General features: G+C 74.0%; 12 protein-coding genes. 3 read left to right on the forward strand and 9 right to left on the reverse strand.

Annotated features, from left to right (window positions below):
• Nucleotides 1-198: 198 nt before the first annotated feature.
• On the reverse strand, nucleotides 199-1,164 hold the full coding sequence (locus ACFOWE_RS18405) for a serine hydrolase domain-containing protein (protein WP_377289378.1): 966 nt from the start codon (nucleotides 1,162-1,164) through the stop codon (nucleotides 199-201).
• Nucleotides 1,165-1,272: 108 nt separating this feature from the next.
• On the opposite strand from ACFOWE_RS18405, the gene ACFOWE_RS18410 reads away from it, so the two are divergent.
• Nucleotides 1,273-2,241 carry an aldo/keto reductase gene (locus ACFOWE_RS18410; RefSeq protein ID WP_377289380.1) on the forward strand — a complete coding sequence of 323 codons (969 nt, stop codon included), beginning with the start codon at nucleotides 1,273-1,275 and terminating at the stop codon, nucleotides 2,239-2,241.
• A gap of 100 nt (nucleotides 2,242-2,341) precedes the next feature.
• Here the strand turns inward: ACFOWE_RS18410 and thpR are convergent, their stop codons facing one another.
• From thpR to ACFOWE_RS18440, 6 genes are all read right to left on the reverse strand, one after another.
• Entirely contained in the window at nucleotides 2,342-2,959 is a 618-nt protein-coding gene (gene thpR, locus ACFOWE_RS18415; protein ID WP_377289382.1) for an RNA 2',3'-cyclic phosphodiesterase, read from the reverse strand.
• Complete coding sequence (locus tag ACFOWE_RS18420) at nucleotides 2,913-4,190, reverse strand: MFS transporter (protein WP_377289384.1); 1,278 nt, start codon at nucleotides 4,188-4,190, stop codon at nucleotides 2,913-2,915. Before ACFOWE_RS18420 ends, thpR begins: the two co-directional genes overlap by 47 nt.
• Before the next feature lie 287 nt (nucleotides 4,191-4,477).
• On the reverse strand, nucleotides 4,478-4,936 hold the full coding sequence (locus ACFOWE_RS18425) for a MarR family winged helix-turn-helix transcriptional regulator (protein ID WP_377289386.1): 459 nt from the start codon (nucleotides 4,934-4,936) through the stop codon (nucleotides 4,478-4,480).
• Nucleotides 4,937-5,144: 208 nt separating this feature from the next.
• A complete protein-coding gene (locus ACFOWE_RS18430) occupies nucleotides 5,145-5,366 on the reverse strand; it encodes a hypothetical protein (RefSeq protein WP_377289388.1) in 222 nt (73 codons plus the stop codon).
• Nucleotides 5,367-5,639: 273 nt separating this feature from the next.
• On the reverse strand, nucleotides 5,640-6,065 hold the full coding sequence (locus ACFOWE_RS18435) for an SSI family serine proteinase inhibitor (protein ID WP_377289390.1): 426 nt from the start codon (nucleotides 6,063-6,065) through the stop codon (nucleotides 5,640-5,642).
• A gap of 423 nt (nucleotides 6,066-6,488) precedes the next feature.
• Nucleotides 6,489-7,958, reverse strand: a complete 1,470-nt coding sequence (locus ACFOWE_RS18440; protein WP_377289392.1) for an NCS2 family permease — start codon at nucleotides 7,956-7,958, stop codon at nucleotides 6,489-6,491.
• 150 nt (nucleotides 7,959-8,108) lie between these two features.
• On the opposite strand from ACFOWE_RS18440, the gene ACFOWE_RS18445 reads away from it, so the two are divergent.
• Nucleotides 8,109-8,540, forward strand: coding sequence for a DUF2530 domain-containing protein (locus tag ACFOWE_RS18445; RefSeq protein ID WP_377289394.1), 432 nt, complete (start codon nucleotides 8,109-8,111; stop codon nucleotides 8,538-8,540).
• A gap of 18 nt (nucleotides 8,541-8,558) precedes the next feature.
• On the opposite strand, the gene ACFOWE_RS18450 is transcribed toward ACFOWE_RS18445, so the two are convergent.
• Both ACFOWE_RS18450 and ACFOWE_RS18455 read right to left on the reverse strand, forming a co-directional pair.
• The gene (locus ACFOWE_RS18450; RefSeq protein ID WP_377289395.1) at nucleotides 8,559-11,669 is read right to left on the reverse strand and encodes a sacsin N-terminal ATP-binding-like domain-containing protein; all 3,111 of its coding nucleotides are present in this window, start codon (nucleotides 11,667-11,669) and stop codon (nucleotides 8,559-8,561) included.
• Nucleotides 11,670-11,787: 118 nt separating this feature from the next.
• On the reverse strand, nucleotides 11,788-12,618 hold the full coding sequence (locus tag ACFOWE_RS18455) for a DUF3027 domain-containing protein (protein WP_377289397.1): 831 nt from the start codon (nucleotides 12,616-12,618) through the stop codon (nucleotides 11,788-11,790).
• Between the two features lie 128 nt (nucleotides 12,619-12,746).
• Here ACFOWE_RS18455 and ACFOWE_RS18460 point away from each other — a divergent pair.
• Nucleotides 12,747-13,834, forward strand: a 1,088-nt coding sequence (locus ACFOWE_RS18460; RefSeq protein WP_377289399.1) for an MFS transporter, incomplete at its 3' end; no start/stop codon positions are given.

The raw sequence follows: 13,834 nt of genomic DNA on the forward strand, positions 1-13,834 counted from the left end.
GCGAGACCTCAACTGCGACGGCCGGCCGGAGCACCGGCCCGCCCCCGCGCCCGCGGCCACCGGCCCGGCACGGGAACGCCGGACCCGCACCAGAGCGCATGGAAGCCCCGGGTAGGACCACCCGCACCGGCACGTCTCCAGCGCGGCACAACGCCCGGCCGAGGATGAGAACTCCCCGTTCCCGGCGGCCCGGCCGACTCAGCGGCCGATCCCCGGCAGGACCACCTCGTCGACCACCACTGCGGCGGTCGGCTGGTCGAGCAGGTCGTACTGCCCCGCGGCGACGGCGACGACGAGGTCCAGCGCGGGCGCCACGTAGATCCGCTGGCCGCCGTTGCCGAAGCCGCCCGCCCAGGTGTCGCCCACGTACCACTGATAGCCGTAGTGGGAGCCCTCGCCGATCCGCACGTGCGGGCGGATCGCTGTCGCGAGCCAGGATTCCGGCACGATACCGGCGCCCCCGTCCAGCACGAGCTGCCCGATCGACAGGAGGTCGCGCGGGGTGAGCCGCAGACCGGATGCCGCCAGGGCCCTGCCGTCCGCACCGGTCGACCACTCGAAACGCCCGATTCCCAGCGGCTCGAACAGCCGGGCTCGCGCGTAGTCCTCCAGCGCCGCGCCCGTGCCCTTCTCGATGAGCCGCCCCACCAGCGCCGAGGCCCCTCCGCAGTAGGTCCACCGCACGCCCGGCTCACCCGCGATGGGCCGCTCCAGGACGTAGCGGAAGCGGTCGGGGGCGAGCTCCATCGCGATCTCGCCGTTGGCGGGGCTCGTGTAGGGGACCTGCTCGACCCACTCCAGGCCGAGCGTCATGGTGAGCGCGTGCCCGACCGTCAGCGCGGTCCGGCGGGGATCGGCCGCGAGGTCGGGGTACTCGGGGAAGTGCCGCAGCAGCGGCTCGTCCGGATCCGGCACCCGGCCCTCGGCCAGTGCGACGCCGTACAGCAGGCCGACGACGCTCTTGGTGACCGAGCGGACGTCGTGGAGTGTGTCCGGCGCGAAGCGCACGTGGCCGAGCGGTTCGTTCAGCCGGAAGTCCTCGCCCTCGCCGTAGTGCTCCAGGACCACCCTGCCGCGGTGGGCGGCGACGACGCCGTGCAGGTCCGGCACCCGGCCCTGCGAGACGGCACGGGCGAGGCGGTCGGCGAGCGTCCCAGTGTTCATGAGCCGTTTCTAGCCTTTTCCGCGCTCCACCGCGCGTCCGGCGCGGCCTCCGGGGGCCGGGAAAAGGCACTCGCCTTGAGCGCGCTCCAGGTGCCTAGGGTGGGTGGCATGGATTACACGCAGCTTGGCCGCAGCGGCCTGAAGGTCAGCCGTCTCTGCCTGGGCACCATGAACTTCGGTCCCGCGACCACGGAGGAGGACTCCTTCGCGATCATGGATCACGCCCACGAGCTGGGGATCAACTTCTTCGACACGGCCAACGTCTACGGCTGGAAGAAGGGTGAGGGGATCACCGAGAACATCATCGGGCGCTGGTTCGCCCAGGGCGGCGGGCGCCGGGAGCGCACGGTCATCGCCACCAAGCTCTACGGGGACATGGGCGACTGGCCCAACGAGGGCCGGCTCTCCGCGCTGAACATCCGCCGGGCCTGCGAGGCGTCGCTCAAGCGCATGCAGACCGACTACATCGACCTCTACCAGGCGCACCACGTCGACCGGAACACCCCGTTCGAGGAGTTCTGGGAGGCCATGGACATCCTCAAGCAGCAGGGCAAGATCCTGTACGTCGGCTCGTCCAACTTCGCGGGCTGGCACATCGCCAAGGCGCAGGAGGAGGCCCGCCGCCGGGGCACCGTGGGCCTGGTCTCCGAGCAGTCCCACTACAACCTGCTGGTCCGCCCGGCCGAGCTGGAGGTCATCCCGGCCTGCCAGGACTACGGCCTCGGTCTGATCCCGTGGAGCCCGCTCGCGGGCGGCCTGCTCGGCGGCATCCTGCGGAAGATCGACAAGGGGCGCTCCGCCTCGGAGATGGTCACCGAGCAGCTGGAGAAGCACCGCGACAAGATCGAGCGCTACGAGGCGTTCTGCGACGAGCTCGGCGAGGACCCGGCCGACGTGGGCATGGCCTGGCTGCTCCACCAGCCGGCGGTGACCGCGCCGATCGTCGGCCCGCGCACGCTGGAGCAGCTCGACGGGAACGTCAAGGCCCTGGAGATCACGCTCGACGAGAAGGCCCTGGCCCGGCTCGACGAGATCTTCCCCGGCTTCAAGACCGCCCCGGAGGAGTACGCCTGGTAGCAGGCGTCAGGAGACGAGGGCTCCGACCACCACGAGGAGCACGAGCAGCGCGAGCACCGTGGGCAGCAGCCAGCGACGGGGACGATCCACGCCCTGGAGCCTAGCCCTGCCCACGGGGTGCCCGCGCCGCGAGGGGCCACCGGGCGACCGTCTCGTAGCGCACCCCGGCCCCCGAGTGGCCCACCTGAGGACTGCCGAAGTCGCTCCGCATCAGGTGCACGCTCTCCGCCTCCCACTCCGCGCCGGTGAACGGCTCCAGCGCCTCGACCAGCGGGCGCGCGTCGAGGTCACCGCGGGTCCGGGCCCGGGCCAGGGTCAGGTGCGCCTTGAAGCGCCGGTCGTCCACCTCGATGCCCTCGCGGCGCGCACCCGCAGCGACGGAGTCCGCCAGGCGGACGATCTCGGGCCGCCCGCCGTACGACTCGCCGCCGCCGCGCAGGCCGGCCCAGAGGACCCGGGCCCGCCGCGCGGAGGGGAACGCGCCCGCGCCGGCGAAGGCCAGCGTCATCGGCGCGTAGCGCGAGGCGGCGCGGGCGAGGCGCAGCTCCAGCCCGGGCAGGACCTCCTCGGGCACCTCGCCCAGGAACGCCAGCGTCAGATGCCAGTTCGCCGGATCGACCCAGCGCAGCTGCGGCCATTCCCCCCGGTGCGGTGCGAGCGCGCGGGCGAGCTCATCGCACACCCGCCGCGGCGGCAGCAACGCCACGAACAGCCGCATGCGTCGTCCTCCTGCCGATCGCCTTCGTCAGCATTATCGCCGCACCGGCGCCGAGCAGGGTGAGCACCCCGCCGACCACGGCGCCCAGGCGCGGGCCGCCGGCCTCGGCGACCCAGCCGAGCAGCGGCGCGCCGACCGGAGCGCCCGCGGTGAACACCAGCACGTACAGGCCCATCACCCGGCCGCGCATCTCCGGCGAGGAGGCGAGCTGCACGCTGGCGTTGGCGGTCGTGTTGAGGGAGATCAGCGCGACCCCGGTGGGGATGAGCAGGAGCAGGTAGAGCGGGTACCACGGAGCCAGGCCGGTGGCGATCTGGAACAGGCCGAACGAGACCGCCCCGCCGACCAGCAGCGTCTTGCCGGGCTTCGCCCGCCGGGCCGCCATCAGCGCGCCGACCAGCGCGCCCACCGCGAACATGCTGGAGGCCACGCCGAAGGACGAGGCGTCGGCGGCGAAGACCTCGCGGGCCATCAGCGCGATCGACGTCGAGAACGACTGCATGCACAGCGAGACGAAGCCGACCAGCAGGATCGGCATCAGCAGGTCCGGCCGGTCCTTCACGTAGCGCAGACCCTCGCGGAGCTGGCCCTTGGCCCGGGGCACCGGGTCGGGGGTGGTCAGCTCGCGGGCGCGCATCAGGGCCAGCCCGCCGAGCACGGCGAGGAACGAGACCGCGTTGACGAGGAAGATCGGTCCCGTGCCGCCGAGCACGTGGATCAGCACGCCGGCGACGGCCGGGCCGACCACGCGGGCCAGGTTGAAGCTGGAGGCGTTCAGCGCGATCGCGTTGGGCAGGTCCTTGCGACCGACCATCTCGACCACGAACGACTGCCGGGTCGGCACCTCGACGCAGGCGATGAGGCCGAGCGCGAGCGCCATCACGTAGACGTGCCAGACCTGGGCGACGCCGGTCACGGTGAGCACGCCCATGGTGAGCGCCAGCACGCCCAGCAGCGACTGGGCGGCGAAGAGCAGCCGCCGCTTGGGGTAGCGGTCGGCGAGCATGCCGCCCCAGAGGCCGAACAGCACCATCGGCAGGAACTGCAGCGCGGTGGTCACGCCCAGCGCGGCCGCGCTGCCGCCCGTCAGGTCCAGCACCAGCCAGTCCTGCGCGGTGCGCTGCATCCATCCGCCGACGTTGGAGACGATGCCGCCGATCGCGAAGAGCCGGTAGTTGCGGTTGCGCAGCGACCGGAACATCGAGCCCCTGCGCTCCGGAACGGTCTGCACGCCCCCGGTCCGGACCGCCTGCACCTCCCGGGCCGCCGCCCTGCGCGCGATCCGGCTGCGACGCACCCGTGCCCGCAGCCCCAGCCTCTTGCCCGGCAGCCTCTTGCCCGACCCGGCGGCCCGGCCCGGTTCCGCGGCGCCGCCGTCCGCGCCGCCGTCGTCCGCGTCGTCCGCCGGTACGGCGGGCGCCTCCGCCGCCCCGGTCTTCCCGCCTGCGGCGGGCGACCCGGCGACCGGTGCCTCGGCCCTGGGGGAAGCGGCCGAGGCGCCGGGTTCGTCAGGTTCGGCTAGATCCGGCTGAGCTTCTCCAGAATCGGAGCCGCCTGCCGGAGCACCGCCTTCTCCTCGGGGGTCAGCTCCTTCAGCCGCTGCGCCAGCCAGGCGTCCCTGCGCCGGCGCTCCTCCTTCAGCAGTGCCGAACCCGCCTCGGTCACGGTCAGGCTCACCTGGCGCCGGTCGGTCGGATGCGGGGTGCGCGAGAGCAGCCCCCGCTCTTCCAGCACGGCGATCACGCGTGTCATCGAGGGCGGCTGCACCTTCTCGTGCTCGGCCAGCTCGCCGGGCGTCATGCCGGGGTGCCGGTCCACGGCGGCGAGCGTCGCGACCTGGGTGGGGGTCAGCGAGTTGCCCGCGGCCTGCCTGCGCAGGCGTCGGGTCAGGCGTGCCAGCGACACGCGCAGCGCCGACGCCAGACCGGCGTCGCTGCGCAGGTTGGCGACGGGGTCCTTCCTGTCTGGGTAACTCATTAGCTGTACTCATTACCCTTGCTAACGATGCGCGCTCGCACCTGATTCCCTCCGGGCCGGATTTATTCCCGCGAGCCGTACAGCGTGGCAGACGGGCCCCCTGTTTCCCAACCCGGGACGGCTTCCCGAGGACGGAGCCGGTCTCAGAGCCGCTCGTGGGAGGAGGGCCGGCACACCGGCGGCCGGCCGGGCGCGCGTTCGCGTGCGCTCACGCCGTACGGCCGGCGGCCTCCACGCTCTCCCGGAGGGCTCGCACCTCCCGCGCCAGGTCGACCAGGGCCATGCCGACCCCGGCCAGCGCCAGCGCGTCGGCTTCCCGCCCACCGTGGACGGCCCGCTCCGCGGCCTCGTGCAGCAGGTCGGCGGCGTCCTGGGCCGGCCTCTCACGGCGGACGGGCGGGAACGGCTGCTCGTGGTAGAGGGGCTGCATCGATCGTCTCCAGACGGTGGGGGTGAGGGATGGAATCGCCGGGCGGACGAGCCGGCGGAACGGCACGACGGGACCTCCGCCCCCGGCCGGTTTTCTCCGCCCGCCCGGAATCCGGATATCGAGCACCGCGCCCTTCACCGATGAAATCGCACGGTGAATTCGCGCCGACGGGCGAAGTAATTCGCCGTGAATCGACCGGCCGGGACGGGGACGGCCCGGAGCCGGCGGAAACGCGCATCCGCCACGGCGCCGAAGAATTGACTGAACGGCCGATCAGAAAGCGAAGAGGACGCCTCCGGTCCCCCGTATCGCGGCGCACCGGTTCGGATATGTCTTCGCGAAGCGCTGCTGCCGGCCCCGCCAGGTCCCGGTGGCGGTGAGGCGGACCGGCGCGTACTCCAGGGTGCAGGGGCCGGGGTTCTCGGGGATGCGCTCCACCTGGCCCGCGACGCGGCGGAGCTGGTCGCAGGCCTCCTTCGCGTTCGGGTGGGTGCCCCCGTCCGGACCGCAGGTCAGAGTCGCCCCGGTCGACCCCGTGCCGTCCTCGGGCGTCACCCGCAGGACGTAGGAGCCCACGGGCCCGTCCGGTGCGGGCGCCCCGGCCAGGACCGGGGAGGCGCCGAGCAGCGGCGCCGGAGCCGCCAGGAGGGCGGCGGCGAGCCACCTGGCGCGGGCGCGGGCGGACGGCCGGAATCGCATGGATGTCTCCTCTGAAATGTCCACCGCGTTCTGCGGTGTTCGACGTGGCGGGACGGCGGGCCTGCGAATCGGCGCCCCACGGGAGCGAGAACAATGCTCGAGGATTCACCGGCGGTCTGCCGCAAATCCTTTCGCCCTGCGATGTTAGGACGACGATATCTATTCGGCAACCTCGGCGACCGTCCTCAATCGGCCACATACCTACCCGGCCGGTGATGTCATTTACACACCGAGTGAATAAAAATTTCAACCATGAGTTCGCCTCGGCTGCTCCCGGCCGGGGGAGGGTGCGGCCCGGCTCCCGGAAGGACTCCTCGGAACGGAAGAAGGCCGCCGCGGCGGCCGGATCGCTCCGGTCACCACGGCGGCCTCCGGGCCGCGGGCCCGGACTGTGCCGAGCAGGCCCTCGATCGCGCCGCGGGCTCAGACCGCCCCGAGCAGGCCCTCGATCGCGCCGCGGGCGAAGTAGACCACGAACAGCGCCGCGACGAGCCACATCAGCGGGTGGACCTCGCGCGCCCTGCCCTTGACGGCCTTGATCAGCACGAAGGCGAGGAACCCGGCGCCGATGCCGTTGGCGATGGAGTAGGTGAACGGCATGAGCACGATCACCAGGAAGGCCGGGATGGCGATCTCGTAGTCGGTGAAGTCGATCTCGCGGATCGCCGTCATCATCAGGAAGCCGACGATGACCAGCGCGGGGGCCGCGGCCTCGTGCGGCACGACGCCGACCAGCGGCGAGAGGAAGACCGCCAGCAGGAAGAGCACGCCGGTGACGACGGCGGCCAGGCCGGTGCGCGCGCCCTCGCCGACGCCCGCGGCCGACTCGACGTAGGTCGTGTTGGAGGAGACGGAGCCCGCGCCGCCGACCGCCGCGCCGACCGAGTCGACGAGCAGGATCTGCTGGGTGCGCGGCAGCGTGCCGTCCTCCTTGACCAGGCCGGCCTGCGCGCCGACGCCGACGACCGTGCCCATGGTGTCGAAGAAGTCGGTGATCAGCAGGGTGAAGACGAGCAGCAGCGCCACGGTGACCGAGACGGAGCCGAACGCGCCGAAGGGGTCGAACTCGGTGAAGAGCCGGAACGGGTTCTCGAAGCCGAAGATCCGCTCGGGCAGGGTGGGGACGTTGAGCTGCCACGCCTGCGCGTTCGGCGCGTCGGGCGTGGTGCCGCCGACCTTGGCCACCGCCTCGACGGCGATCGCGAGGATCGTGGTGGCGACGATGCCGATCAGGATGGCGCCCTTCACCCTCCGGGCCACCAGCACGGCGATCAGCAGCACACCGACCACGAACACGAGCATCGGCCAGCTCGTCAGGTTGCCGCCGATGCCGAGCTCCACCGCGGGGCCGCCCGCCGCCTTGCGCACGAACCCGGCGTCCACGAAGCCGATCAGCGCGATGAACAGGCCGATGCCGACGCTGATCGCGGTCTTCAGCTGGGCGGGGATGGCGTTGAACACCGCGGTGCGGAAGCCGGTCAGCACCAGGAGGGCGATGATCAAGCCCTCCAGGAAGACCAGGCCCATGGCCGACTCCCACGACATCTGCGTGGCGATGCCGTACGTGACGAAGGCGTTCAGGCCGAGGCCCGCGGCCATGGCGAACGGCACCTTGCCGACGACGCCCATCAGGATGCTCAGCACGCCTGCCACGAAGGCGGTGCCGGCGGCGACCAGGGGGATGGGCGCCGAGGTGGCGTCGGCGATGAACTGCCCCTCGGCGTCCTTGGCCGTGGCGATGATCAGCGGGTTGAGCACCACGATGTAGGCCATCGTGAAGAAGGTCGCGAGGCCGCCGCGGACCTCCCGTCCCACCGTCGATCCGCGCTCCGTGATGTGGAAGAACCGGTCAAGCACACTTATTTGACTCGTTTTAGTATCACTCACGGACATTCAGCGTGACATTGAAGCAGAGGTCAAGGAAGGTCCCGATCGCGATGGTGATGGGATCGCAACCGATCCGCGTCCTCACCGCGCCCGCCAGGCGGGTAGTGAAGCGCCCGCCCTGCGAACGACGGGCCCGCGTCGCCTACGCTGGAGCACGTGAACCAGCCTCGCCGTCAGGATCTCCAGCCGCTGCGGACCAACAACACGGCCACGATCCTCACAGGCATGGGCCTGTGGGCGGTCGCCCTGGCCGTGCTCCTGATCGTCGGCCTCGACCCCGAGGACCGCTGGTGGATCTGGACCTGCGTGGCGGCCCTGGTCCTCGGCCTCTTCGGTCTCTGGTACGTCCGGCCGCGCCCCGGCGCCGCCACCCCGACGCCCCCGGACGAGCTGCCCCCCGCCGAGGAGCCGGTCGAGCCCGCGACCGCCGTCCCGCCCTCCGCCGTGCTCCACCCGGAGACGCTCCACCCGGAGACGCTCCACCCGGAGACGCTCCACCCGGAGACGCCGGCCGAGACCGCCGGGGAGACCCGGGCCCCGGACCGCGCCGACGCCTCCGGCGACCAGGGCCGCCGGATCACCGGCTGAGAGGCGGCCCCCCGGCCCTCACGTGGTCGAGGCGGTCCAGGCGTCCAGGTCGGCCTCGGCGAGCAGCAGCGGCACCGCGGCCGGGTCGCGGAGCAGCGCGGCGACCGCGAGCCGGTCGCCCCACTGGCCCGACGCCCAGGCCAGCCCCCGCGCCAGGCCCTCCATGCCGCTGGCGTGCACCGTGCCCTCGAAGAACCGCCAGGTGGCGGGGACGCCGTCCACCAGCAGCTTCTCGTGCTCCACGTAGGTCTCCGGCGCGGTCGGCAGCAGCGAGCGCACGGCGGCCGGGACCTGGCGGACCTCGCCCGACGACGTCACCTCCCCGGCCGCGACCTCCCCGGCCAGCGGCAGGTCCAGCAGCTCCGAGAGCGCCTCGGCCAGGTCGAACGGGGCCAGGACCAGCGGCCGGTCCGCGACCAGCGGGAGCAGGTCCGGCGCCTCGACCACGACCGGCTCGCCCGTCTCCCCGCCCTCCTCGGGACCGGAGCCGACGCCGGGCCCGGACAGCAGCCGGCCGCCCTCGACGTCGGCGACGACGATCCGCCCGCCGAGGACGGCCCGGACCGCGCGCGGCGGCGCGACCCGCTCGGGGTCCACCCCGGCCAGCGCCACCCACAGGGCCCGCAGCTGCGCCCGGTCCACCTCGACCGAGGGGTCGGCGAGCAGGTCGAGCAGCTCGCCGGGGCCGCCGTGCGAGGCGAGCAGGTCGGCCAGCGTGGTCCGCACGCCCATCATCGCCAGGGCCGCCTCGTCGGCGACCGCCGGGGCGTCGCCGTACAGGCCGAACAGCAGCGGGTCACCGCCCGGCAGGCGCAGTTCGGTGGGACGCCTGCCGCCCAGCACCGGATGGGTGGACAGCCACCACGAGGTGTAGGACGGCACCTCCACGACCTCGCCCGCCACCAGCACCCGGAGCGGGTGCAGCACCGCGCGCAGCGGCGGACGCGAGAGCAGGGCCAGCGCCGAGGGCCAGTCGGCGACGTACTCCAGGTCGCGGACGGCGGAGAACTCCCGGACCACCGGCGGCACGTCCAGGCCGGGGAGCAGGTCGAGGACCGTCTCCAGCCACTCGTCCTCGAGGTCCAGGTCGTGGTCGCACTCGTCCGGATCGATCATCACATCGGTGTCGTTGACGACGGCGAAGCCGTCCAGCACCCCGACCGCGGTCAGCACCCCCGGGCCGTACCGCTCCACCAGTTCGGGCGCGGCGGTGCCGAAGTGCGCGCCGGTGTCCAGCAGCCCGGCCAGCGAGCCTCCGGCCAGCAGCAGCTCACCGGCGGGGTACAGCTCGCCGTCGGTGCCGCGCAGCGCCAGGTCGGCCAGCCACGGGGCCTCACCCGCGGTCAGCCCGGCGGCGTCGACCAGGGCGAGCACGGCCCGCGCCACCGGCTCGGGGTCGTCGCCGTCCAGGGACTGGTCGACGGCCGCCCGGGTGAGCGGGTCCTCCAGGACCGTGCGCGGCGTCGCCTCGGCCGCGCCGAGGCGGAGCAGGAGCGGGTGCGCGGCCGCCGGGTGCACGACGCGGAGCCCGAGCGGGGCGAGCACCTCCAGGTCCAGGGCGCCGCGCTCGGTCAGCACCAGCGTGCCGCGCGGGCCGCGGACCAGACGGCCGTCCGCGAGCGGGACCGGGAGCGCGCCGAGCGCCTCCAGGTCGTCGGCGGGCAGCACCTCGTACAGCGAGCGCCACCAGGCCGGGTCCCGCTCGGCGGCCGTGCCGCCCGAGAGGTCCCCGGCGAGCAGGTCGACGACGTCGGCGAGGTCGACCTTCTTCACGCCGAGCGCGGCGAGCGCGGGATGCCGGGCGGGCCAGCCGGCGGGCAGCAGGCCGGGCACCATCGGGGCGATCTTCTCCAGCAGCTCCCCGGGGGCCGCCACCACGCTCGCCTGCCGCCCGGAGACCACGACGCCGCCCCCGGCGGACCCCTCTGCGGACCCCTCGGCGGGTCCCTCGGCGTCGGCGGGCGGGGAGAGCGCCGGCAGCAGCGGGGCGTCCGGCAGCAGGCTCAGGATCGCCCGGCGGATCCGCGCGTCGAGCTCGCCCCTGCCCATCAGGCCCGGGACGAGGTCGAGCAGCTTCGGCGTGCGGGGCAGGTCCGACAGCAGCTCGACGTAGGTCTCGGCGGCGCGCTCGACCAGGAAGCCCGTCAGCGGCCCCGCCGCCACGTGCCGCCGGTCGGTCGCCATCGGGAAGGAGGCGATCAGCAGCGCGGGCAGGTCCAGCGGCTCGTCGCTCGGCGTCGGCGCGTGCACCACGGGCGGCGCCGGCTCCGGCAGCGGCCGCGGCTCGCCGCCGTCCGGGCCGTCTCCGGCGGAGACCGGCACGGCCCAGCGGACCGTCCAGTACGGCCGGGCCCGCTCCTCGGTCGGCCGGTCGGCGAACAGCTCGGCCACCTGCTCCGGGGTGAACCGCCCCGAGGCCGAGACGACCCGCCAGCCGTCCGCCGTGATCGTCCGGGTCTGGCCGTCCACGTCGATCTCGATCGACTCCAGCGCGGGCAGCCCGAGCAGCAGCGCGGGACCCGCCGCGTGCAGCATCCGCCGTACGGCCTCCACGGCCGCCTCGTCGCGGAGCGGGAGCCGCACCAGCGTGTCGAAGCCCGCCGGGATCTCCACCGGGCCGGCGGGGAACGGCAGGCGGAGCAGCGGCACGTGTCCGCCGCGCTCGGCGAGCTCGGCGGCCAGCGCGGGCTCGGCCGCCACCAGCGCGGCGGTCTGCTCCCGGGACCAGCGGACCACCCCGGTGCCGAGCGAGCCGATGACCGGCTCGTCGCAGACCGTCACCACGGCCGCGAAGCCGACGCCGAAGCGGCCGGTCGCGGAGGTCTGGTCGCGCTTGGCGGAGACGCGCAGCGTCGAGAGGCTCTCGACCCCGGCCGCGTCGATCGGCGCGCCGGTGTTGGCCGCGGAGAGCACGCCCTCGCGCAGCGAGAGCCGGAGCCGGCCGCCGACCCCGGCGCGGAGCGCGGCGTCGGCGGCGTTCTGGGCCAGCTCCACGATCAGCCGGTCGCGGTAGCCGCCGAGCGCGAAGTCCTCCTCCGCGTTGGCGTCCTCGCGGAAACGTGCGGGTGACGCGGTCCACGCTGCGAGTACGGCGGAGCGGATGCGATCGGTGCCGAGGATGTCAGTCACAGCGGTGATTCCCAGGGGCTCGGGCCGGCACGGGGCCTCCGGGACGCCACGGCGCCGCGGCCGGGCCGCGGCGGGAGGCGACCCGGCGGCCCCGGGGACGGCGTCGGATCGGGTCGGGTCAGGAATGGCCCAGCGGCTCGGAGTCGGCGTCGTCCACGGAACCGGCCAGGTCGGCCTCCGCGGGCTCCGTCTCCTCGATGTCGAAGGCCAGCTCGTCGAGGATCGGCGAGGCGGGCACGGCCTGGTGCGGCACGACGGTCGCCTCGGAGTGCGCGCCGCAGCCGTGGTCGGCGGAGACCACGCGGCCGTCGTCCGGCGCGTACTCGTTGGCGCAGACGCCGAACCCGATGCGCAGCGAGCCCGCGAGCGGCCAGTAGAAACCGCAGGTGGAGCACTGGGCGGGAGCGGCGTGCGCGATCGGGGTGTGCGGCCCCGCCTCGCCGGAGTGCCAGCGCCGCACAGCGAGGTCCCGGCCGATCGGGGAGAGCACCCGGGCCCGGCCGAGGCCGTACTCGAAGATCATCTGATGGTCGATCTCTTCGCCGGTCTCGTCGTCGATGCCGGTGAAGCCGGGCGCGAGCCGGTCGTCGTCCTCCCCGGTGGGCAGCAGGTCGCCCACGCCGAGGTCGCCGGGGCGCAGCCGCTCGCTCCACGGCACCCACGCCGGCGCCAGCAGCGCGCCGCTGCCGGGCAGCAGCACGACCTCGCTGACCGTGACGTTGCGCGCACGGGAGGCGCGGGCGACGGTGACGGCCCAGCGCCAGCCCCGGTAGGCGCGGTCGAGGCAGGCGAAGTAGTGGGTGACGACCCGGTCGCCTTCGGCCTCGGCTCCCAGGTGCTCGCCGACCTGGTCGGGTCTGACGTTCTCCTCGATCGCGGAGCGGGCCAGATCGACGGCGGCGACGCAGGCCGGGTCGAGCGCTACAGCACGGGATCGGGTACGGGTCACGGATTCATTCTCGCCTATGCCCGGAGCGAACGTCACCGTGCACGGGACGACACCCCGCATCCGGCGGTCACCGGCGGGTGACGTGCCGTATCGGGCAGCCCGTCCGCCCGTGGGGTATGACTGGATGCGTGGCAGCGGACTGGGAGCGGGCACGGCGGAGAGCGGCGGAGGCCTCCCGCCGGGTCGGCCGCGCCGCCGCCGGGGCGGGGCGGGCGGGCGCGCGGGCGGCCAGGAGCGCGGGGCTGATGACCGTGCGCGCCGGGCGCGGCGCCGCCGGCGCGACCCGCGGAGTCGGCAGGGCCGCCCGCCGGCTGACCCACGCCCAGGGCGCCGGCCGCACCGGGCTCGGCCAGCTGATCGAGCTGACGGCCGCGCACAGCGCGGGCGACGCGCTGGTCACCGCGGCGCTGGCCGGCACGCTGTTCAAGCTGCCGGTGAACGAGGCCCGGGGCCAGGTCGCGCTCTACCTGCTGATCACGATGATCCCGTTCGTGGTGGTCGCGCCGTTCGTCGGCCCGGTCCTCGACCGGTTCCGCTCGGGCCGCCGCTTCGTCATGGCGGGCACCCTGTTCGGCCGGGGCCTGCTCTGCTTCGCCATGGCCGCGGCGGTCGTCCCCGGTGACGTCTTCACCATCTTCCCGGCGGCGCTGGCCGTGCTCGTGCTGTCGAAGGCCTACAACGTCTCCCGCGCCGCGATCATGCCGAGCGTGCTGCCCGCGGACATCGCGCTGGTCACCGCCAACGCGCGGGTCGCGCTGTTCGCCCTGGTCTCGGCCGGGGTCGCGGCGGGCGCGGGCGCGGGCGTCAGCGCCTGGCTCGGCGCCGAGTGGGTGCTGCGCGCGGCCACGCTGCTCTTCCTGCTGCAGGGCGTGCTCGCCGTACGGCTCCCGCGCCACGTGGACTCCCCGGACCTGGACGAGCTCCAGGAGGGCGAGGAGCGGCCGCCGCGCTGGCGCACCATGCTCAGCACCGGACCGGTGGTGGCCGAGTCGATGCTGGCCAACGTCGCCATCCGGTTCTACTCCGGGTTCCTACTGTTCTACCTGCTCTTCCTGGTGCAGGAGAAGAAACTCCCCGGCATGCCCGCGGCGGCCACGATCGGCGTGCTGCTCCTGGCCGCCGGGGCCGGCGGCCTGGCCGGGGCCGGGATCGCCTCCTGGGCGCGCAGCCACTCCCCGCAGGTGATCGTGCTGGTCACGCTCGCGGTGTCGGGGGG

The organism is Planomonospora corallina (genome assembly GCF_042650625.1).
Classification (GTDB): Bacteria; Actinomycetota; Actinomycetes; order Streptosporangiales; family Streptosporangiaceae; genus Planomonospora_B; species Planomonospora_B corallina.

What these genes read in the sequence shown, in the direction of transcription:
- ACFOWE_RS18430 (WP_377289388.1), bottom strand. Translation starts at nt 5,366, where the DNA reads ATGCAGCCCCTCTACCACGAGCAGCCGTTCCCGCCCGTCCGCCGTGAG.
- ACFOWE_RS18435 (WP_377289390.1), bottom strand. Translation starts at nt 6,065, where the DNA reads ATGCGATTCCGGCCGTCCGCCCGCGCCCGCGCCAGGTGGCTCGCCGCC.
- ACFOWE_RS18410 (WP_377289380.1), top strand. Translation starts at nt 1,273, where the DNA reads ATGGATTACACGCAGCTTGGCCGCAGCGGCCTGAAGGTCAGCCGTCTC.
- ACFOWE_RS18425 (WP_377289386.1), bottom strand. Translation starts at nt 4,936, where the DNA reads ATGAGTTACCCAGACAGGAAGGACCCCGTCGCCAACCTGCGCAGCGAC.
- ACFOWE_RS18405 (WP_377289378.1), bottom strand. Translation starts at nt 1,164, where the DNA reads ATGAACACTGGGACGCTCGCCGACCGCCTCGCCCGTGCCGTCTCGCAG.
- ACFOWE_RS18440 (WP_377289392.1), bottom strand. Translation starts at nt 7,958, where the DNA reads ATGTCCGTGAGTGATACTAAAACGAGTCAAATAAGTGTGCTTGACCGG.
- thpR (WP_377289382.1), bottom strand. Translation starts at nt 2,959, where the DNA reads ATGCGGCTGTTCGTGGCGTTGCTGCCGCCGCGGCGGGTGTGCGATGAG.